Below are 21,531 nucleotides of genomic sequence, written 5' to 3' on the forward strand. Positions count from 1 at the left end.
CGACGTTGCCACAGGACGTGGCGGGTTTAGTCGGCCAGCGCTTGTCGGGGCTGACCAAGGCGCTTGCGCTTTTCTTATAGAAATCTATTTACATGCCCAAGTTTATCTTCCTTTAATCTGTACAAATAGCCGGGACGGCCAATTCCGTAAGTTAATGATTCTTCGAGAACACCAAGAGTTGATAGGAATTTCAAGTATTTTCGTACTGAAACCCTTGATATTAGTGTGATTTCAGAAATGTCATCGGTTGAGAACTGACTACTTTCTTTTGCTTGGATTACCTTGATAATTGATTCCAGCGTGCTGCTGGTTAAACCTTTTGGCAGATCATCTATAGATTCACCGGCCAGCTTTATTTCTGTGCTGAGAATATGACCATCAAGGTCCTCTTGTCTCAGCAATTGATTATTCGCAAAGAAATGGTATTTTTCTTTATATTGAATTAAAGCCTGATTAAACCTTTCAAACTCAAATGGTTTAATTAAATAATCTACAGCTCCGTACCTTAGGGCAGTTTGTATATTTTCTTTGTCTGCGGCAGCAGTAATCAGGATCACATCGGCTGAAATATTTTGCTCCCGTATAAACTGGAGCAATTCGAGCCCGGTTGCCCCTGGCATATATACATCTAGCAAAATAAGGTCGACCTGCTCGGATTTTAGATATTCCATGGCAGCCTTGACGTTATGGACGATTCCAGCAAGTGTGAACCCTTTTACTTCCTGGAGATATCGCTTATTAAATTCTGCAACCATTGGATCATCCTCGATAATCAGTACCTTAATCATTTCCCCACCTCTTTTGCTTCGTATGGAATTTGTATATGGAAATTAGTGCCCAGTAACAATTTTGAATCAATCGTTAACTCTCCACCAAGTTCTTTAACACTTTTGTTAGCTAAATATAAACCATAGCCGCGGTTTTCTCCTTTTGTTGAGTATCCCTTTTTAAAAATTTCTTTTTGCAGCTCGCTTGAAATCCCGGGTCCCGAATCAAATACTTCAATTGTTAACCTATTTTCTTGATAGGAAAAAGTAACTTCAAGTGTTTTTTCTACTGTATCCGCCATTGCTTCAATTGCGTTGTCGATCAAATTGCCAAGAATCGTAATCAGTTCATGGGTTGTCTTATTTGCCGCCGGCTCAGGAATAGTGCTGGAACTCTCGATTGAGAGGTCTACATTTTCTTCCCTGGCATAGCTTAATTTCCCCATAATAAATCCTGCTAGCGCGGGATCCTTAATATGTTGAGTGATACTGCCGAATTCCTGATTTCGATAGTCTACCAATGTTCGGATAAAGTCGGATAACTGGTCATAGGATTTCAATTGGACCATTCCAAGTATGACGTGGAGCCTGTTCATAAATTCATGGGACTGCGCACGAAGTGCTTCGGCATACATTCTTACTCCTGTCAGTTGTTCAGCCAGCTGATTAACTTCAGTTTTATCACGGAATGTAGAAATAGCACCGACCACCTGGCCATTTACTATAAGCGGAACCCGGTTGACGAGGATGGAAACCCCGTTAATGGTTTGTTCCTCATCAAGTTCAGGCTGGCCTGATTGCAAAACATGATCCAATCTGGTGGATGGCATATATTCATAAATTTTCATGCCGACAGGCTTTTGAGACAGACCAGCCTTTTTAAAAATTTGTAAAGCAGACTTGTTCACCAAAGTGATGGTGGACGTATTATCAACTGCAATGATTCCTTCATGAACAGATTGGAGCATTGTACTTCTTTCCTCAAGAATTTTCGAAATGGCAAAGGGTTCAAGGCCCAACAAGATTTTCTTTATGTACCTAGCCAGTAAAATCGCACCAATAATGCCGATCATTAACCCTAAAGCTGTAACGATGATGATATTTTTATGGCTGCGGCCAAGCGCTGTTTCCAGGCTCTCGAGCGATATGCCTACTGCTACAACACCAATTTGTTCTTTCTTTTCATTATAGATTGGCATAAAGGCACGTACCGATTTACCCAGGGTACCAAGGGAGGTGGAAACGTACTCTTTACCTTTCAGGGCAAGCTTTTCATCTCCTCCCACAAACCGTCTGCCGATTTGCTTTGTATTAGGGTGCGTCATGCGAATTCCGTTCATATCCATTACAACTATAAACATCACATTGGTGGCTGCTTGAATATCCTTTGTATATTCTTGAACTTCAGTAAGATTTTGCTTGTCCTCTAACGCATTAATTACTATATGGGATTTTGAAACTGTCCTCGCAACAATCTGGGCCTTTTCCTCCTGATGTCTCCTAATATTTTCACTGACCGAATTGCTTATTAAAATGTCCGTGATCATAAGGGAGAGCAATACGACTAAACAAACGAAGAAAATGATGATTGTACTTAATTTAAATTTGAACCTCTGGTTGTACACAAGAAAGCCTCCCTAACATGCTTCATCTATTCTTTATCACTATAAAATGTAATCGTTTTAAATTAAAGCATTTATTGTTGTATAGGAATAGGAAAAGTGTCTATTATTTTTTCTCTTTCTTTAATTACAAAACGATTTATAAAGTTTTTTAAACTATATTAAGTTTTCACAAAATTGTAACATGTGATTATTGAAAAGATGTAATCGTTTACAAAAATAAACAAGGAGGCAATAAAATGAGAATAAATTTTAAGAGTCTAACAACCCAGGTGATTCTTGGTATCATTCTCGGTATCTCAGTCGGTTTCATTTTTCCTGAAGTGGGTTCACAGTTAAAGGTCATTGCCGACATATTTATTAAACTTGTAAAAATGGTCATTGCTCCAATCATCTTCTTGACAATTGTAATTGGGATTGCGGGGATGGGAGATTTAAAGAAAGTCGGCAAAATTGGCGGTAAGGCATTACTATATTTTGAGATTGTCTCAACGATTGCATTAGCTATCGGAATTTTGGTTGCAAATATCATTAAAGCAGGTAAGGGTATTGATGCTGAAGCTGGAAAAGGGGATGTTTCACAATACACAAAGGCTGCTGAGGAAACAAGCCACGGATTCATGGATTTTATTCTTTCAATCGTACCTGACAGCTTCATTGGTGCATTTACGGGAGGCCAGCTCCTGCCTGTGCTGTTACTTGCTGTATTGTTTGGGGTTTCTCTTGCACATTTAGGCAAGAAGGGAAAACCGGTCCTCGAATTTTTTGAAAAAATTGCTGATGTCTTCTTCGGCATTGTTAATATCATTATGAAGGTTTCTCCATTTGCCGCTTTTGGTGCAATGGCATATACAATTGGAGAATTTGGGATCGGATCTCTTGTTTATCTAGGAAAACTTATGGGGTCTGTGTACATTACAATGGCTATCTTTATTGTTCTAGTACTTGGCGGGATCGCAAAGTTCTACGGGTTCAGCATCTTCAAATTCATCGCTTATATCAAAGAAGAAATCCTTCTTGTTATTGGTACATCATCCTCTGAAGCAGCTCTTCCCAAGATGATGGAAAAGCTTGAAAAGTACGGCTGTTCAAAGCCTGTTGTAGGCCTTGTGCTTCCAACCGGTTATTCTTTCAATCTGGATGGAACATCTATCTATCTCTCAATGGCAGCATTATTCATCGCACAGGCATACGGGGTAGACCTTAGTATTTGGCAGCAGCTTACACTTTTAGGAGTGCTGATGCTGACATCAAAAGGTGCAGCCGGTGTAACCGGATCAGGCTTTGTTACACTTGCAGCTACACTTGCGGTATTCCCTTCGATCCCTGTTGAAGGAATGGCCCTCATCCTTGGTGTAGACCGCTTCATGTCAGAAGCCAGGGCAATTACGAACCTTATTGGAAACGGTGTTGCAACGGTTGTAATCTCTAAGACTGAAGGGGAATTTAATCCTTTACAAGAAGCTGTTGAAAAAAAGGCATCTGCTTAATCTACTAATTAACCAAACATTTTAGCAGGCAGCTATACATGCTGCCTGCTTTAGTGATTGTTCAGAAGGTATATGAGTTTATTAATATAGTCAAAAGAAGGAAGGTACATGCATGTCAACTTCAGAGAATATTAAAGTAATTCAGACTACTTTAAAAGGGAAAGAGATTCTATCTAATCCATTTTTGAATAAAGGGGTAGCTTTTACCAAAAAAGAGAGGGAAGTGCTGGGCTTAGAGGGGTTATTGCCTCCCCATATCCTCACTCTGGAAGAACAGACTAAAAGAGCCTATGAGCAATATTCTGCCCGAACCACCAATTTGTTTAAAAATGGGCTGCTATATGATTTGTATAACCGTAATGTTGTCCTTTTTTACAGTTTGTTAAAAGAACATTTAAGTGAGATGCTGCCGATCATCTACACTCCTACAGTAGGGGAAGCGATTGAGAAGTACTCCCTTGCCTATAGACGTCCAGGAGGTATGTATCTATCTATTGATGACCCAAAAGGAATCGAAACGGCTTTTATGAACCTTGGACAACCAAAAAACGGTGTTGACTTGATTGTTGTCACCGATTCAGAGAGCATCCTTGGAATCGGTGACCAGGGTGTCGGAGGAATCAATATTGCTATCGGTAAATTGGCAGTTTATACTGCTGCGGCAGGTATTGACCCGAGCCGAGTCCTGCCAGTTGTTCTAGATGTTGGAACGAACAACCAGTCTTTAATTGATGATCCTTTTTATATTGGGAATAAGTTTCCGCGTGTCCGTGGAGAACGTTATGACGAGTTTATCGACTTGTTCATTTCAGCTGTGAAAAAATTCTTCCCAGAAGTATTACTTCACTGGGAGGACCTTGGAAATGTGAATGCACGGAATATCATTGAAAAATACGGGAGAGAAATTCTTACCTTTAACGATGATATACAAGGCACAGGTGCTGTCACCCTTGCGGCAGTAATGTCTGCCTTAAAGGTAACAGGAGAATCTTTGAAGGACCAGCGAATTGTTGTATTTGGGCCAGGAGCTGCAGGGATTGGGAATGCCGATCAAATAGCAGAGGCGATGATTTTGGCTGGCTTATCAAGGGAAGAAGCTTATGACCGTTTCTGGGCAGTTGATTACCGAGGATTGTTGACTGACGATATTAAGGATGTCCTTAAATTCCAAAAGCCATATACACGTAAAACTGAAGAAGTAATTGACTGGGAACGTACTAATGAAGGCATTATTACATTGATGGAAGTTGTCAAAAAAGTAAAGCCGACGATCCTGATTGGTACTTCTGGACAATCTGGCGCATTCTCGGAGAAAATTGTGAAAGAAATGGCAAAACACGTGAATCGCCCAATTATCATGCCGATGTCCAACCCGACCGCTTTGGCTGAAGCAGTACCATCAGATTTGATTGAATGGACGGAAGGCCGGGTCTTAATTGCAACTGGCAGTCCATTTGAAAATGTTGAATACAACGGTGTCAGCTATGAAATCGGACAGTCCAATAATGCATTTGTTTTCCCAGGATTAGGGCTCGGAGCAATCGTGGCGAAAGCAGAAATTATCTCAAAGGGAATGTTGGCATCCGCCGCAAATGCCGTAGCAAAACTGTCCTATTGCAATACGCATGGCGCGCCACTTTTGCCGTCCATCAACAAATTGCAAGAGGTATCAGAATATGTAGCCATCGAAGTTGCTAAGACGGCCATCTCTGAAGGAATAGCAAAAGCGGAAATCGAAGATGTTGAAAAGGCTGTGGTGGAAGCAATGTGGAAACCAGAGTATAAAAATGTAATGAGTGTAGCTATATAAAACCTGGGGAAGGTTCTCGTGTTCCACTTTGGAGCACGAGAACCTTCCCCGCATTTTATTTTAAGGTTCTTTTTTAAAAGATTGTTGTTTTTGAAATGGATTTTTTAATAAACGTTCACTGAAAAAAAGGGACTTATTTGTGAAGTAAAGAATAGTTAGAAGTGTAAAAAAATATAAGAATTGAGGTGTAATTTTATGTTGAATAATGAAGTTACTGAACTTTTACAAATAGAGTATCCGATCATACAAGCACCTATGGCCGGCGGAATAACAACTTCTAGATTAGTAGCTGAAGTTTCTAATTCTGGAGGTCTAGGAACCATTGGAGCTGGGTATATGACTCCTGTTCAAATACGGAAGCAAATCAGGGAAATAAAGCAGTTAACATCCAAATTCTTTGGTATAAATCTATTTGTTCCTAACGAATTCAATGCTTCACATAATGAAATCAAATTCGCTAATGAGATACTGAAGCCTATTCGTGAGCAATTGAATTTACACCATGATGAAACCATTGAAATCCCTAAAGCTAATAATGTTTTAGAAACATTTAAAGAACAAATTAAGATCGTTATTGAAGAAAAAGTCCCTGTTTGTTCTTTTACATTTGGCATTCCTTCTATAGAAGTGATTAGAGAGTTAAAAATACATAATATTATTTTAATGGGAACTGCAGCAACTGTAAGAGAGGCAGTTGAAATTGAAAAAAGTGGTATGGATATTGTAGTTGTGCAAGGTAGTGAAGCTGGCGGACATCGAGGGAATTTTATTAATGATGACCAGGAGAGCCTGGTGGGTTTGATGTCACTTATTCCGCAGGTTGTTGATCATGTAAGCATTCCTGTTATTTCTGCTGGTGGAATCATGGATGGCAGAGGGTTTATGGCTTCTACTTGTTTGGGAGCTAAAGGAGTACAAATGGGTACAGCATTCTTAACTTGTATTGAAAGTGGAGCACATAAGGTACATAAAGAAGGAATACTTCATGCTCACGAAGACCAGATTGTTTTAACACGAGCATTTTCTGGCAAAAAGGCTAGAGGAATTAAAAATCGATTTATTGAAGAAATGCAGAAGGCTGAAGCATCTGTTCCAGGTTTTCCAGTTCAAAATGCACTCACTCAAACGATAAGAAAAGCTTCAGCTGCACAAAATAATCAAGACTATATGTCACTATGGTCCGGTCAAAGCCCAAGATTAGCTAAAATTCAAACGGTTAAAACTTTAATTCAAAATGTGATTTTTGAAGCAGAAAAAATCAAGAACAGTATTTAAACCTTAATTTTAAAGAGTACTATTATTTTTTTAGGGTAAAAAGCTTTAGTTATATTATTTTACTTAGGCTGTGTTAAAGGTCATTGTTGATTGAAGCGAAGGGCACTTGACTCCTGCGGGATTAGCGCCCAAAATTAGAGCCTGCATCCGCTTTAGCGTCGAAAATGTTCACCGCCCGCCCCGCGGAAATCGAGCATCCTTTCATTCAATCAACTTATTAAAAGCAACAAAGTATACGAAAACGGCCAGATTTATCATTAAGAAATCCAAACCGAGCACCGCTTGGACAAAGAAAGTTCCTTTTAAAAGGTCTTTTTCTCACAAAGGGTAGATTTCAAAACATGTTCACAATAGAGTGGCGACCATGATACTCCGCTTAAAATTAGACTGCACTGAAAATAAGAAAGTGTTTAAGTGATAACAATAGAGATAGGATACGATGTTTGTTGTAACGATTTCATATTTCAAGGGGTGATGATGTGATTAGCTTTGAAAATGTGACCAAAAAATATGCAGACGGAACCTATGCGGTCAAAGAATTTAATTTACATATCAAAGAAGGCGAGTTTCTTGTTCTTATAGGTCCAAGCGGATCGGGTAAGACCACTACATTAAAAATGATCAATCGTTTGATTCCTATATCTGAAGGTACGATAAAAATTAATGGTAAAAGTATCAATAATTATAATATCCATGAACTGCGCTGGGATATTGGATATGTCCTTCAGCAAATTGCATTATTTCCACATATGACTATAGAAGAAAATATTGCAGTCGTTCCCGAAATGAAAAAGTGGGAACCCTCAAAAATAAATCAGCGTGTAGAAGAATTATTAAATATGGTTGGACTTGATCCCAAAACGTATCGAAAAAGGAAGCCTCATGAATTATCAGGGGGCCAGCAGCAAAGGATTGGGGTAGCTAGAGCGCTTGCAGCCAACCCATCAATTATATTAATGGATGAGCCATTTAGCGCACTTGATCCTATTAGCAGGGAAAAGCTGCAGGACGACCTTCTGGAGCTTCAAACCAAAATCAATAAAACGATTGTCTTTGTTACACATGATATGAATGAAGCCCTAAAGCTCGGTGAGAGAATTTGTTTAATGAAGGATGGAGAAATTGTTCAGACCGGGACGCCTAAGGAACTGCGCAATGAACCGGTCAATGAATTTGTTCGAGAATTTGTAGGGATTGAAACCGCAGACGAAAAAACGTTCGATATCGGGAAAGGTCTAACGCTATTAAATCCGGATGAACAAATGGATAATTTGCCGAGGATTACCTTAGTTACACCAATGAACAAATTGATTTCTTTGCTTAGTGAGCATGAAAATCTCGCAGTTGAAGACAAGGGTGAGCTTATCGGAACAATAAATCGACAGGGATTTATCCGTGCGTTTTCCGCTCAGATGGAGGTGAATCAATGAACAGTCTGGGTTCAACCCTATTGGAAAGAAAAGACGATCTTTTAAATGCACTAATAGAGCATATACAAATTTCATTCATTGCCTTGTTCTTCGCGGTGCTAATTGCTATTCCATTAGGTATCTATTTAACAAGAAGGAAGCATATTTCAGAAGGGATAATTGGGATTACAGCAGTTTTGCAAACTATTCCCTCTCTGGCACTGCTAGGATTATTGATACCCTTATTTGGAATCGGGAAGGTTCCCGCTATTATAGCTCTTGTCATTTATGCACTTCTCCCCATCTTGAGAAATACATATACTGGTATCAACGAAGTGGATCCTTCTCTTATTGAAGCCGCCAGGGCAATGGGAATGAACAGTTCACGCCGCTTGATGAAGGTTGAGCTTCCTCTTGCAATGCCGGTCATTATGGCTGGTATCCGTACAGCGATGGTTTTAATAATCGGTACAGCTACACTTGCAGCTCTTATTGGAGCAGGAGGCTTAGGGGATCTTATCCTGCTGGGAATTGACAGGAATAATTCTGCTTTGATTGTTCTTGGGGCGGTGCCAGCAGCTTTTCTAGCTATAGCTTTTGATCTCCTGCTTAGAAGGTTCGAACTTGTTTCCTTTAAAAAATCCTTAGTCATCATTGGAGCAATAGCTGCATCCATCCTAATCATGATGGTGATTCCGTTTTTGGGGGCTAAAAGTGAGAAAGAAATCGTCATAGCAGGGAAATTGGGATCCGAGCCAGAAATCTTGATTAATATGTATAAAATTTTAATAGAAGAAGAAACCGATCATTCCGTTGAGCTAAAACCGGGTCTTGGAAAGACCTCTTTTGTTTTCAGTGCTTTGAAAAACGGGAACATTGACATTTATCCTGAATTTACGGGCACGGCAATATCAGAATTTCTAAAAGAAGCCCCAGTCAGTACAAACAGAGAAGATGTCTACAATCAGGCAAAAGAGGGAATGAAAGAACAGTTTGCAATGGAAATGCTGAAGCCAATGTCGTATAACAATACCTATGCATTAGCAGTCCCTGAACAGCTGGCGAAAGAGCATAACCTTACATCCATTTCTGACTTGAAACCAATTGAACAATTATTAAGAGCAGGATTTACTTTAGAGTTTTCTGATCGGGAAGATGGATATAAAGGAATACAGAAGTTATATAATTTAAATCTCTCAAGCTTAACTACAATGGAGCCAAAACTGCGATATGGGGCAATCAAAAGCGGTGAAATAAACCTTGTGGACGCTTATTCTACAGATAGTGAACTGCAGCTATATAAGTTGGTAGTACTTGAAGATGATAAAAATTTATTCCCGCCTTACCAGGGGGCTCCTCTTTTAAGAAAAGAAACAGCAGAAAAATATCCTGAGATTGTCCGCGCACTTAACAAGCTGGCAGGTAAAATCAAGGATGATGAGATGAGGAGAATGAACTACCAAGTGAATGTGGAAGGCAAAAGTGCAGAGGAAACAGCTAAGGAATACTTAATTAAAGCAGGATTAATCAATTAATATTCTTTGTTTTTTCGCCGTTTGTGATTTTGCAAACGTTGCATGTTGTTAGCTAACTATGTTTATTTTAGTTAGCTGGCCATGCATTTACGGATTGAAGATACAACTGAAAAAGCAATAAAAACCTTGTGCTAAGCATCTTTCAATGATGGAGAATTGGGGGCTCGAACCCCTGACCTCAACGCTGCCAGAGGAAATTCAGTTAGGTAACTGAAGTAAATAAGATAAATTAAAATTAATGAAGTCTTGATTTATATGGGTTTGCGGGTCATGGTAAACAATTTAAACTAATCATGTTCAATTAAATAAATTAAGTCTGTGCACAGTTTTGTGCACAGTATGGTGTTATAGAAAGGAAGCTGGTGGTCATTGATAAGTAAGTTAAGTTAATGCTTAACTTACTTTTTTGATGTAGATAAAAACCCTTCCTTCATTGAGAGTGGTTAGTTGAACCAAGAAAATCACCTTAAAGTAAAAATATAAAAGGTAGAGTGAAATTACAAGAGGGATAATAAAAGATTAAATTAAACATTTAATGTCATTTGTTGGATAGGAGAAAGTAATTATAGTGGTGGCAGGGGCGTTCATTCTAAGAAAATGAATAATTTTACAACAACGTTTTGATAACGAAAGTTGGAGGTTGCCAGGTGGTTTTTGACGTACCTTTTCTAATTCATTGGATTTATTTCTGCTAATTATAAGAATTTAGCCCCAGTCTTATTTAACCTCGGTGAAAAACCATTTACATTTTATAAATTATCCGTTAAAATAGGTTAATCAATTTCCGACTAAACTTATAAGAAAAGGAGTGTTTAGTTTGACGCAATTGGATGTTAACAACAATGCTACTAAACCATCTATAAATTTGAAGCTGTCACCAACAACAGTAGTGACAAAGCTTAATCCTGTACAAAAGCCGCTTGTAGCGCTTGGGGTTCTTGCTGCTCTTATTCTTTTAATTGCTATTTTAACAAATGCAAATGGAACCCAAGGAGTGCTGTTCATAATTGGCCTTGCCCTCGGAGCCACCCTGCTGCATGCTCGCTTCGGCTTTACCTCTGCTTTCAGGAGGTTTGCATCCGTAGGGAACGGACAGGGATTTCAGGCTCACATGCTGATGCTTGCGGTGGCCTCTGCCCTGTTTGCAATCATTTTAAGCACCGGCTTTAGTTTTACTGGTATCGAACCCAAAGGTTACGTATCACCAGTAGGAGTTAGTGTCCTCGTTGGTGCATTCATGTTTGGAATAGGGATGCAGCTTGGTAACGGCTGTGCTTCAGGAACACTTTATTCGCTTGGAGGAGGTTCCTCTTCCATGATCCTCACCCTGCTTTCCTTCGTGGGAGGGTCGACTCTGGGTGCTTATCATTTCTCATTCTGGATGGAGGAAACACCAACACTTCCGCCTATCTCTCTAGCGACCTCAACTGGTCTTGGATACGGCGGGGCACTGGTAGTCCAACTTGTTCTATTTGCCTTGATTTACTGGGCTACACTGCAATTTGCTAAAAGGCGGAACGCACCAGCAATGAAGGCACTTCCGACCACGACTGGTTGGAAAAAGATATTGCGGGGTTCATGGCCATTATTTGCAGCTGCCATCGTACTGGCAGTGCTGAATGCGCTGACTCTTACAGTACGCGGAACTCCATGGGGCATTACCTCTGCTTTTGCTCTTTGGGGAGGGAAAGCCTTGATGGCCATAGGAGTAGACGTTACATCATGGGGATATTTCTCAACAGGCGCCAATATTGAGGCGCTGAATAATACAGTGTTGGCTGATTCCACCAGTGTTATGAATTTTGGAATCATTCTTGGTGCCTTTATCTCAGCAGCTTCACAAGGCAATTTCAAGCCTGGAAAAATTAAGCCTGGGGTAGCAGGAGCTTCTGTTATTGGCGGACTCTTGATGGGCTACGGCTCTAGGTTGGCCTTCGGTTGCAACATTGGCGCTTACTTTGGCGGAATTGCAAGCTTTAGTCTTCATGGCTGGGTTTGGGCTATCATGGCCATGCTTGGAACTATGGTCGCCCTGTTCATCCGCCCACTGTTCGGGCTGAAAAATCCTAAACCAACCGATTCAGTTTGTTAATCATTATTGAAGGTGCCTTTCGTTTTTCCGAAAGGCACCTTTTTGTATGAAACGGTTGAATTTTGAACCGAATTCGAATGACATTGCTTCTTTTTCGATTAGGTAGATCTGAAAACCCAGGAGAGTTAAAAATTTAAATACAGAATCGGTTCTTAAAGAAAACCAGTTAAACAATATTTATCATTATTTGAAAAAACATCAGCATGAGGATGGGCAAATAATTACCCTTTACGATCAAATGCCTTTACACCTGACGCAAAATGAAATTAATGAGTTGATTTGTGATTTGGAGAGAGTAATGTCCATGTACCATCAATGACGGATGGGCTGATAGTGGTGTGAATAAAAAAGAGGCAGATCCAAATGGACCTGCTTCATTTAGATTAAGGATTGGTTGTCCAAAGCCCGGCAGTTTTAACAAATACCCTTGGATTTAATTTTAAGCAGGCTACGATTAGTTCAGCAAGGTCTTCTGGCTGCATAACATGATCTTCATTACCGCTGACAAGGTTAGTATCAATTGCCAGGTCTGTTACAACCGTACTTGGTGTTAAAGCTGTTACACGGATGTTGTGCTTCCTTACTTCGAGCATGAGTGATTCTGTTAGTCCTAAAACAGCGAATTTAGAAGCGCTGTAAGCACTTGTTACAGGAGCACCTTTTTGTCCGGCAGAGGAAGAGATATTGATAATATCACCTGTTTTTCTTTCAATCATGACGGGAAGAACAGCTCTTGTTGCATTATAAACGCCCATTAAATTCACTTGGATGATTTTCTCCCATTCTTCAGGAGTTAAATCAAGGAAACCACCAAACTTGGCAACTCCAGCATTGTTAATGAGGATATCAATTGGTCCGTGATCAGCTTTAATGTGTTCCACTGCATTAATAACTGATTCGAGATTGGAGACATCTCCTGTTGCTATTGAAACTTTCACACCAAATTGTGCTAGTTCAGCCGCAACCTTTTCAAGGTTAGACATATTCAAGCCAAGCAATCCTAAATTAACCCCTTCTTTTGCTAAGGCGATAGCTGTAGCACGTCCTATACCTCTGCCTGCACCAGTAATTAAAGCCGTTTTGCCATTTAATGAATTCATTTTTTCACTCCTATGAACAAGGTTTTTTCACAAAATTAAATAGAAAGACCGCAATCTTGCATGGAACAGTTTGCGGTCTCTCATAGACAATCAACGTTTTATTCTAAATTGGCGTGTTTGCCATACATCTTATTCGTATCCAAGCCCTTTTTCTCCATGAACCTCAGAATGACAGCATCGCAGAATAGTAAAAGAGTTTGCTCGAATAATGAGCCCATAGGCTGAATGGTTTTATAATCACCTTCCGATTGATCCTTGGGTGAACCAGGTAACTTAATCTTTATATCCGCTATTTTTCCGATTGTAGATTCGGGGAAAATCGTTACAGCGGCAATCGTTCCACCTATACTTTTTGCTTTCTCTGACATGGAAACAAGGCTTTTCGTTTCTCCTGAACCTGAAGCGATGATCAAGATGTCACCTTCCTCAAAGTTAGGGGTCACTGTTTCGCCTGGTACATAAGCATCTATGCCCATATGCATCATTCGCATCGCAAAGGACTTGGCCATAAATCCAGATCTACCTGCGCCAGCTACAAACACTTTTTTTGCCTCAAGAATCCCATTGACTAATTTCTCAGCTTCTTCATCCGAAATGTGGTCAGTTGTTCTGATTAACTCTTTTAAGATCTTAGCTAAATATTGTGTCGTATGCATGCTCGAACTTACCCTTGTTTGATCATTTCTTGCATTGTTGCTGCAGCAGCTTTTTTATCAGCTTGACCTGTAATACCGCCGCCAACAATGACAAGGTCTGGATTTACTTTAATAACTTCTGGAAGTGTTTCTAATTTAATGCCGCCTGCGATTGCAGTTTTTGCATTTTTTACAACACTTTTAATGGTTTGCAGATCTTCAAAAGAGTTTTTACCTACTGCTTGAAGATCGTAGCCAGTGTGGACACAAATATAGTCTACACCCATTGCATCGACTTCTTTAGCTCGAGCAGCCAGATCTTTAACAGCGATCATATCAACAAGGATTTTTTTGCCTTGTTTTTTCGCTTCTTCTACAGCACCTTGAATAGACATATCTTCGGCTGTGCCTAGAATCGTAATAATATCAGCACCTGCTTCAGAGGCTTTCATCACTTCATAACCAGCAGCGTCCATGATTTTCAGGTCTGCTAAAACCTTTAAATTAGGGAATGCTTCTTTTACTGCCTTTACTGCATGTAGACCCTCGTTGATTACGACTGGAGTACCGATTTCAACGATATCGATATATTCCTCCACTTCTTTAACAAGCTCAATTGCTTCTGGAATATTGACTAAATCTAAAGCTAATTGTAATTCCATCTATATTCACTCCTATTAATTTTTTTCGGATTTTTCGTACAGTCTCCAAAATAAAATAGATCCTTTTCAGTAATATTATCCTTTTGGAGTATTATCTGTACCAGCAGTCGGGATCGATGATGTTCCCAATCGCTGAACAATTGCAAGTATACAACCTAAAATATTTTAGTGGAAGTACGCACTTTTATTTTACATAGTGCTAAAAAGTATACTATAAGGTATAATAACCATAGAGGTGAGTGAAATGTCACGAATGCAAGATAAGATCTTTAACTGTGAAAAGGAATTGACACTATCAGTTATCGGTGGTAAGTGGAAAATGCTTATATTATGGCATCTAGGGAAAGAAGGAACCAAGCGATTTGGTGAATTGAAGGCTCTCATGCCAGGGATCACGCAAAGGATGCTTGTGAACCAATTGCGTGAACTGGAAGAAGACTTGATAGTAGAGCGGAAAGTTTACCCGGTTGTTCCTCCAAAAGTGGAATACTCCCTCACTGAACAGGGGAGAAGCTTGATGCCGATTCTTGATGCTATGTATAAATGGGGTAAAAACTATATGGAGACTGTAGGGGTAAATCCTAAGAAAGAGTCAATTAATTAAAACTTGACTATATAAACCGGGACAAATAGCACGACAATATTAGAAAGGGGCAATGTGATATAGCATTGCCCTTTTTTCTTTGTTGGCCTTGTAAAAGGCCAACAAAGTCTATTTATTAAATTGTAATTGCAAAGGGTAATGACATACCTTTATTACCCTTTGACTAGTTGTTAATTTATATTTTCTTTTTCAAGCATATCCTTAACTACATACTCGATGGTTACATTTCCTAAGACCTTTTCCATCGCTAATTGTGCGGCAGACAATATAGGAATGATCGTATTTTGAATGTTTCTTCCTACAGGACATTTAGGATTTGGACTTTCATGAACATTAAACAACTCATTATCCTGTACGACATTAACTGCCTTATATACATCTAACAGAGTAATGTCAGATAAATTCCTTGCAAGCTTAGTTCCTGGAATACCAGGATGTACCTCTACTAACCCTGCTTTCTTTAGCATTCCAATAATTTTCCTGATAAGTGCTGGATTTGTGTTTACACTTTCTGCTAAATATTCAGATGAACTTACACCGTCTTTATTAAACTCTATAAGAGATAATATATGAACGCCTACAGCAAATCGGCTGCTAATGGACATTTATTCATCACCTTTCTTGCATTTTCATAAGGATAAATCTTTTCTTGTAATAAAAGTGGTTACACCCTTTATATTATACCTTAAAAAAATATCATTTATAGTTATTGACAAAATCTTAAGTTGTAATTATTATGGTTACATGTAATTGAATTGGTTACAGTTAATTAAATTGCATGTAACTGAAGGATGGAACGATAAACATATAATTGGGAGGAATGGAAGATGAAATTGTTAGTAACTGGAGCTACAGGGAAATTGGGCACCAAAATTGTTGATGCATTGTTGAAAACTGTTCCAGCAAATCAACTTGCTGTTAGTGTTCGTAATCCGGAGAAGGCAGAAGGAATAAAAACTCGAGGAGTAGAAGTTCGCCAGGGAGATTTTGACCGTCCAGAAACTTTAGATACAGCTTTTAAAGGAATCAATCGCTTATTGATTATTTCTGCGGATGGAGACAATGAAACAAGAATTCGTCAGCACACAAATGCGGTTGCTGCAGCAGAGCGTGCCGGTGTTAAATTTATTGTATATACTAGCATTGTAAACGCACAGGAAAGTAAAAACATGCTTGCTCCAACACATAAGGCAACAGAAGAAGCTATTTTGAAAACAGGAATTCCTTATTCTATCTTGCGTAACAATTGGTACTTGGAGAATGAAAGTTCAAGCATTCAAGGTGTACTGACAGGAGCCCCATGGGTGACTTCTGCAGGAACTGGAAAAGTTGGCTGGGCACTGCAACAGGATTTTGCAGAGGCTGCAGCGGCAGTATTAGCTGGTAACGGACACGAAAACACTATCTATGAGCTCTCTGGCAAGTTATTGACACAGGAAGAGTTTGCATCTGCACTTGGCGCTGTATTGGGTAAGGAAGTACCAGTACAACAGGTTGATGATGCTTCCTATGCTGAGATATTGAAGGGTACTGGCGTTCCAGAATTCCTCATTCCATTTCTAGTTGGTATCCAGAAAGATATTCGAGAGGGCACACTTGAAATCGAGAGCAGCGATTTGGAAAAATTACTTGGGCGTCCGGCTACACCACTTAGCGAAGGGTTATCCCAAATCGTTAAAAGTATCAAATAAAGTGTATTTTGAGATTTTAATTTTTAACCTGCCATCAAAATGCCTTTTAATAAACAAAGAAACAACACATTGCAAAAATTGAGTAACCGGTTCGGTTTTCGAGTATTTAGCACACAAAGAAGCATTCCAATTCGCAACTGAATTGGGCTGCTTCTTTGTGTTAATAAAAAGTCACTGATTCTTATTAATGCGAGTAACTGAGAAATTTTGAATAGGAATGGTTAAATTAGGCGACCAACCTTTTAATGATTAAAAGTAGGTAATGATAAATCATGAAAGTGACTAAACAAAAATTGGCTTTCTAAATGGCCGTGGTACAATTTCAAGGCATTTATTGCTTTTTTTCAATTGGCGTTATCTTACATATTTCATAAAGAATATAAGCATTGAATAATCGGGACAAGAGCTGGTCCATGCTTCTAGTTAGTTGTTGAATTCAAAAGTATGGTAAACTAAATTATCTTTAAAAATGTATATAAGGTGATTGATTTAATTGGAATTGAAACAATTGAATTGTTTTATCGAAGTTACACGTACTGGAAATTTTACTTCTGCAGCACAAAATCTGTTCATTACCCAGCCTGCCCTCAGTAGAATCATCAAATCACTGGAGGATGAACTTGGTACACCCCTATTCATTCGTACAAGAAAAAAGATGATAGAAACAGATGCAGGTCGTATACTAAAAAAACATGCATTAATAATTGAAAAACAGTTGAATTTATTGAATTCAGAACTTGATAATATGCTCATGTTAAAAAAGAAAAATGTCCGTATCGGACTCCCTACGATTACCAATTCGATTTTTTTTTCACAACTTATTGCCTCGTTCCATCAAGAATATCCAGAGATAACATTTCAATTGGAGGAGGATGGATCTAAGCGGATTGAGGAGAAGATTGTCAATGATTTACTTGATTTTGGGGTAGTCGTTCTTTCTGAAGAAAATGAAACTTTAGACAGGTATTTGTTTGTGAAAGAGAAATTAAAACTAGTTGTACCCTCATCTCATCGTCTTGCCGAGAAACAGGAAGTACCATTGCATGAGCTTCAAAATGAAAGCTTTATTATGTTCAACCAGGAGTTCCAGTTAAGAAATCTTATCATCTCTGCTTGCAGAGAAGTTGGATTTCAACCAATCATTATTTCGGAAACATCACAATTGGAATTTATTCAGGAACTGGTTGCTAATGATATAGGCATAACGTTACTTCCTGAGAGTACATGTTTGGAACTGAAAAATGATTATAAAGCAATAAATGTAACCAATCCGGAAATTGAATGGAATCTAGCGTTAATCTGGAAAAAGGATTCTAACTTATCCCAGGTTTTCGATGAATTTATCCGATTTGCAAAAGTAAAGCTATCGACAGCTGATCGATATCATGATTTATAAATTGAGTCCATTATTTTAACGCTTCTCCAGGTTTGGGGAGGCTTTTTTGTTGTCTAGAAAATTATAAAATAGTTTCGTTGTGGATATTTATATGGGTTTTCATAGTCCGGATCCAGCACCTAGCCAGTTTTTTATCACCGATTTCGCTTCTTAGGGTATCTTGCGAGAAGCGTTAGCTTTGAGCAGCTCGAGTCGCTTGCGCTTTTTGTTCTTGCACATATCAAGAAGCGCTTCCATACGATTTTGTTATGAATACCATATGCTATCGGCATTGTATCTTTCAACTGTGGTCATATTATAATTGTCTTGTAAAACTTTAATGCAGAAGTTGCTAACGCTTCAAGCATTTTATATAGGGTGTGATCATAATTGGAAGCAAAAAAGGTTAAAGAAACGCGTGTTGTTCAAACCGACCAAGTACTCATTAACGATTTGAACAATTATCATACATTGTTTGGTGGAGTTCTAATGAAGAAGATGGATGCTTGTTCAGTGCTTTCCGCTCGTAGGCATTCAAGGGTAAAGGAATGTGTTACGGCATCTACAGACTCCGTAAATTTCCTTGAACCAATCCGAGTAAGTGATTCGGTCTGTATTGAATCATTTGTCAGCTATACCGGAAAAAGGTCGATGGAGATTTTCTGTAAAGTGATTGCTGAAGACCTTGAAACTGGAAATCGAAGAATTGCAGCTACAGCTTTTTTGACCTTTGTTCCACTGGATGAAAATAAAAGACCTATAGAAGTGCCAGCCGTCATTCCAGAAACAGAGGAAGAAAAATTTCTTTATGAAACCGGAAAAGAACGTGAAAAAATTCGTAAACTAAAAAGAGAACAAAATAAAGAACTCGTGTCCAAACTTACATTAAATAAACCATGGGATTAATATAAATCAAAGGGGAGAAATGATATGGTAATCGCATCAAGTTACAACGAATTGAAAACTGCACTAACAGCTATCGAAAATTTATATACAAAAAAACCATCTATCTATCAAAAATTCATTAGAATCATTAAACTGACTCGTCAATTTCAATATGGTTATCAATATATGGGCTCTTTATTAATGGATGAAGATCCAAGTGAATTTCATCCAAAGTCTCAAGATGAATATGTATTATCTGTCTATCATGGGGAAATTGAAAAAATTAAATCAGACGATAAATTCTCTGATTTAAAACAGTTACTAAAAGCGTATAAGCAGGTTAGCTATGCTAATATTAGCAAATTGGCATTAGGGGAAAGCCCAGGAGTATTAGTTGGTCCAACTGTAGTCCGTTAATAATAATGATTGCTTATATAGATCTAGAGGCAGTAGAGTCATCCAAATAGGGTGGATCGTTTTCATTCGATTCATCCTATTTTCTTTTTAAAGAAAATGAAAAGGAATCGCCGGGGATTTATGGACGGTTCTCTTGTCCCATTCGGGAGTCGAAAAAAAAGCTGAATGAAGCTTATAACTGCTAGATTAACCAAGGGAAGCTAAATGAGGCTTCCCCTTAAATTTATCATTTTCCGACATGCAGGTGGGATTTTTTATATAATTGATAACCAGGAAACAGGAATTTTTCGGGACACAAGAACCGTCCCCATGTCCTGATTTTTTAGTACGTCAAAGGCTGGAATTCTTCTTTCAGCAGCCCCATCATAATGGGTGTCCATGATTATCAGGAATAGGTGATTTTTTGAGACTGGATGACCTCCCCCGTGTTTTTGTGGGATTGCCGGGAGATGCTATAGGCAAAATAGTTGTTGAGGCAAGGGGTGGTTGGAATGAAGGTGTTATCGATGATTCAGCCTTGGGCGAGTCTGTTCGTCTTGCGTGAGGCTCAATATGAAACGAGGTCATGGAGTACGAAGTATCGTGGCCCTCTTGCAATCCATACGAGTAAGAAAGTCGATAAGGCAGTCTGCAGCCATGTGGCGGTCAAGTCGCTGCTTTTAAAGCATGGGTACAAGGCCGATGAGCTTCCAACTGGCATGATCATTGCCACCTGCCAGCTTGAGAATTGTCTGAGTGTGGTGGAAAATAATGAGACATGGGCCGTGTTGGAGGATGGAAGAATCGTATCAGGCAATGACTTTTTCCTCGGTGATTATAAAGTGGGAGGGTATGTCTGGGAAGTCAGGAATATGAAGACGCTGGACAGCTTCATTCCTGCTAAAGGAATGCTTGGGTTATGGGAGCATGATTTATAGAGTGCCTGATCATCGGGGAACTGGCACTTTTTTGTTTTACTACCTTCATCAGAGCATGGGAAAGTACGCTAAGCCACCAGTACTTTGTTCTCTATTTCATGGAAATATCTGCTTTAAATGCTTTCCGTGGTTGATTTAAACTAATTTCATTATCCAAGTTGAAAGATATGAAGTGATAAAATGAAACTTAAAATACAAGTTCCCTTTTTTATTGTTGGGCTTATCCTTTTTAGTTACGGTATTTCTGTGGCAATCAAGGTTAAGTACTTACGGGTCCACCCGTGGGATGTATTGATATTGCACTTTATGCTGCCTGCATGGAGTGTAGTTAAAGAATTTGGTGAATAGAAGTTAATAAATGTTTTATCTGTGTCTGATTTATTTAAGTTGTCTAATACATCAGTATAATAGTGGCTATAAAAATGCTACCCAATTTCCATCGTGCGTGGGCAGGGTCAAGGAAACTAATCAATGTCCTGCAGGTGCACCTAGAGCGGCGGCGAGGAGGCTCAGCCCAGCCCCTCGGAAAGTGAAGCGCCTGGAAACGGAAATAAACGGCCCATTTTTACTTGGCCAAAAAATAAAAGGGTGCCCAAAAGATTATACTTTTGGACACTCTCTTTTTGTAAGTGGAGAATAGGGGGCTCGAACCCCTGACCTCAACGCTGCCAGAGGAAATCCATTAGTAAAACAGAGTTAAATAAGTTAAATTAAAATCAAATAAATCTTGATTTATAAGGATTTGTGGACTATGGTAAACAATCTAAGTCAATCTAGTTCAATTAAATAAAATAAGTCTGTGCACTGTTTTGTGCACTATTAAAAAAGCGTGTGGTCAAAAAATGGTCAGTTAAGATAATACTTAACTGGCTTTTTTAATGAAGGAGGCGAAATCTATACTTTCTTTTAACTATAAAATGGTCCAGTAAGGGTTATCGTTTTAGTTGGGTTTGAAATTTTTTATTGGAGGGATATAATCTCATATATACTACACGGAGGTTTCCAGATGAATAATGAAAGCTTAGGTACTCAGTTAAGATCAGAACGACTTAAAAGGAATATGTCTCAAGAGCAGGTTTGCGAAGAACTCAATGTGACAACCAGGACTCTAGGCAACATAGAAAATGACAAAGGAAATCACCGAGAATCTACTTTTAAAAAATTAACAGATTTCTATGGCATAGATCCTGAAAAATTAAAATAACTCTCCCGTATTGTTGGCTATAATTTTGACTTGTTTAAAGT

General features: G+C 38.9%; 19 protein-coding genes. 13 read left to right on the plus strand and 6 right to left on the minus strand.

The window, feature by feature from the left end; all coding sequences use genetic code 11:
- Positions 1-74: 74 nt before the first annotated feature.
- Both V7201_RS03215 and dcuS read right to left on the minus strand, forming a co-directional pair.
- Positions 75-788 carry a response regulator gene (locus tag V7201_RS03215; RefSeq protein ID WP_335375346.1) on the minus strand — a complete coding sequence of 238 codons (714 nt, stop codon included), beginning with the start codon at positions 786-788 and terminating at the stop codon, positions 75-77.
- Positions 785-2,314 carry a DcuS/MalK family sensor histidine kinase gene (dcuS, locus tag V7201_RS03220; protein ID WP_335375371.1) on the minus strand — a complete coding sequence of 510 codons (1,530 nt, stop codon included), beginning with the start codon at positions 2,312-2,314 and terminating at the stop codon, positions 785-787. The genes V7201_RS03215 and dcuS overlap by 4 nt, the downstream gene beginning before the upstream one ends.
- A 314-nt stretch (positions 2,315-2,628) precedes the next feature.
- Here dcuS and V7201_RS03225 point away from each other — a divergent pair, with 314 nt between their 5' ends.
- From V7201_RS03225 to V7201_RS03250, 6 genes are all read left to right on the plus strand, one after another.
- A complete protein-coding gene (locus V7201_RS03225) occupies positions 2,629-3,879 on the plus strand; it encodes a dicarboxylate/amino acid:cation symporter (protein ID WP_335375347.1) in 1,251 nt (416 codons plus the stop codon).
- A gap of 112 nt (positions 3,880-3,991) precedes the next feature.
- Positions 3,992-5,689, plus strand: coding sequence for an NAD-dependent malic enzyme (locus V7201_RS03230; protein WP_335375348.1), 1,698 nt, complete (start codon positions 3,992-3,994; stop codon positions 5,687-5,689).
- Positions 5,690-5,884: 195 nt separating this feature from the next.
- Entirely contained in the window at positions 5,885-6,964 is a 1,080-nt protein-coding gene (locus tag V7201_RS03235) for an NAD(P)H-dependent flavin oxidoreductase (RefSeq protein WP_335375349.1), read from the plus strand.
- A gap of 479 nt (positions 6,965-7,443) precedes the next feature.
- Entirely contained in the window at positions 7,444-8,394 is a 951-nt protein-coding gene (locus V7201_RS03240) for an ABC transporter ATP-binding protein (protein WP_335375350.1), read from the plus strand.
- Entirely contained in the window at positions 8,391-9,908 is a 1,518-nt protein-coding gene (opuFB, locus tag V7201_RS03245) for an osmoprotectant update ABC transporter permease/substrate-binding subunit OpuFB (RefSeq protein WP_335375351.1), read from the plus strand. Before V7201_RS03240 ends, opuFB begins: the two co-directional genes overlap by 4 nt.
- A gap of 826 nt (positions 9,909-10,734) precedes the next feature.
- Positions 10,735-12,000, plus strand: coding sequence for a YeeE/YedE family protein (locus V7201_RS03250; protein WP_335375372.1), 1,266 nt, complete (start codon positions 10,735-10,737; stop codon positions 11,998-12,000).
- Between the two features lie 383 nt (positions 12,001-12,383).
- On the opposite strand, the gene V7201_RS03255 is transcribed toward V7201_RS03250, so the two are convergent.
- The 3 genes from V7201_RS03255 to hxlA all read right to left on the minus strand — a co-directional run bounded on the left by V7201_RS03255 (position 12,384) and on the right by hxlA (position 14,397).
- Positions 12,384-13,100: a 3-ketoacyl-ACP reductase gene (locus tag V7201_RS03255; protein ID WP_335375352.1), complete on the minus strand. Its 717-nt coding sequence runs from the start codon at positions 13,098-13,100 to the stop codon at positions 12,384-12,386.
- A 98-nt stretch (positions 13,101-13,198) separates the two neighbouring features.
- The gene (gene hxlB / locus V7201_RS03260; protein WP_335375353.1) at positions 13,199-13,756 is read right to left on the minus strand and encodes a 6-phospho-3-hexuloisomerase; all 558 of its coding nucleotides are present in this window, start codon (positions 13,754-13,756) and stop codon (positions 13,199-13,201) included.
- A gap of 8 nt (positions 13,757-13,764) precedes the next feature.
- On the minus strand, positions 13,765-14,397 hold the full coding sequence (hxlA, locus tag V7201_RS03265; RefSeq protein WP_335375354.1) for a 3-hexulose-6-phosphate synthase: 633 nt from the start codon (positions 14,395-14,397) through the stop codon (positions 13,765-13,767).
- 244 nt (positions 14,398-14,641) lie between these two features.
- Between hxlA and V7201_RS03270 the strand changes: the two genes are divergently transcribed.
- Positions 14,642-15,001, plus strand: coding sequence for a winged helix-turn-helix transcriptional regulator (locus tag V7201_RS03270; RefSeq protein WP_335375355.1), 360 nt, complete (start codon positions 14,642-14,644; stop codon positions 14,999-15,001).
- A 170-nt stretch (positions 15,002-15,171) separates the two neighbouring features.
- Here the strand turns inward: V7201_RS03270 and V7201_RS03275 are convergent, their stop codons facing one another.
- Positions 15,172-15,606 carry an Rrf2 family transcriptional regulator gene (locus V7201_RS03275; protein WP_335375356.1) on the minus strand — a complete coding sequence of 145 codons (435 nt, stop codon included), beginning with the start codon at positions 15,604-15,606 and terminating at the stop codon, positions 15,172-15,174.
- 222 nt (positions 15,607-15,828) lie between these two features.
- On the opposite strand from V7201_RS03275, the gene V7201_RS03280 reads away from it, so the two are divergent.
- The 6 genes from V7201_RS03280 to V7201_RS03305 all read left to right on the plus strand — a co-directional run bounded on the left by V7201_RS03280 (position 15,829) and on the right by V7201_RS03305 (position 21,490).
- Positions 15,829-16,692, plus strand: coding sequence for an SDR family oxidoreductase (locus V7201_RS03280; RefSeq protein WP_335375357.1), 864 nt, complete (start codon positions 15,829-15,831; stop codon positions 16,690-16,692).
- Positions 16,693-17,185: 493 nt separating this feature from the next.
- The gene (locus tag V7201_RS03285) at positions 17,186-18,088 is read left to right on the plus strand and encodes a LysR family transcriptional regulator (protein WP_335375358.1); all 903 of its coding nucleotides are present in this window, start codon (positions 17,186-17,188) and stop codon (positions 18,086-18,088) included.
- 369 nt (positions 18,089-18,457) lie between these two features.
- Positions 18,458-18,973: an acyl-CoA thioesterase gene (locus V7201_RS03290; RefSeq protein WP_335375359.1), complete on the plus strand. Its 516-nt coding sequence runs from the start codon at positions 18,458-18,460 to the stop codon at positions 18,971-18,973.
- Between the two features lie 24 nt (positions 18,974-18,997).
- Positions 18,998-19,369 (plus strand): hypothetical protein, encoded by a 372-nt coding sequence (locus tag V7201_RS03295; RefSeq protein ID WP_335375360.1) that lies wholly within the window; start codon positions 18,998-19,000, stop codon positions 19,367-19,369.
- Between the two features lie 491 nt (positions 19,370-19,860).
- Positions 19,861-20,286 carry an ASCH domain-containing protein gene (locus tag V7201_RS03300; RefSeq protein WP_335375361.1) on the plus strand — a complete coding sequence of 142 codons (426 nt, stop codon included), beginning with the start codon at positions 19,861-19,863 and terminating at the stop codon, positions 20,284-20,286.
- 1,006 nt (positions 20,287-21,292) lie between these two features.
- Positions 21,293-21,490, plus strand: coding sequence for a helix-turn-helix domain-containing protein (locus tag V7201_RS03305; protein ID WP_335375362.1), 198 nt, complete (start codon positions 21,293-21,295; stop codon positions 21,488-21,490).
- The last annotated feature ends 41 nt before the right edge of the window (positions 21,491-21,531 follow it).

Source organism: Bacillus sp. JJ1122, from assembly GCF_036964885.1.
Lineage (GTDB): Bacteria > Bacillota > Bacilli > Bacillales > Cytobacillaceae > Mesobacillus.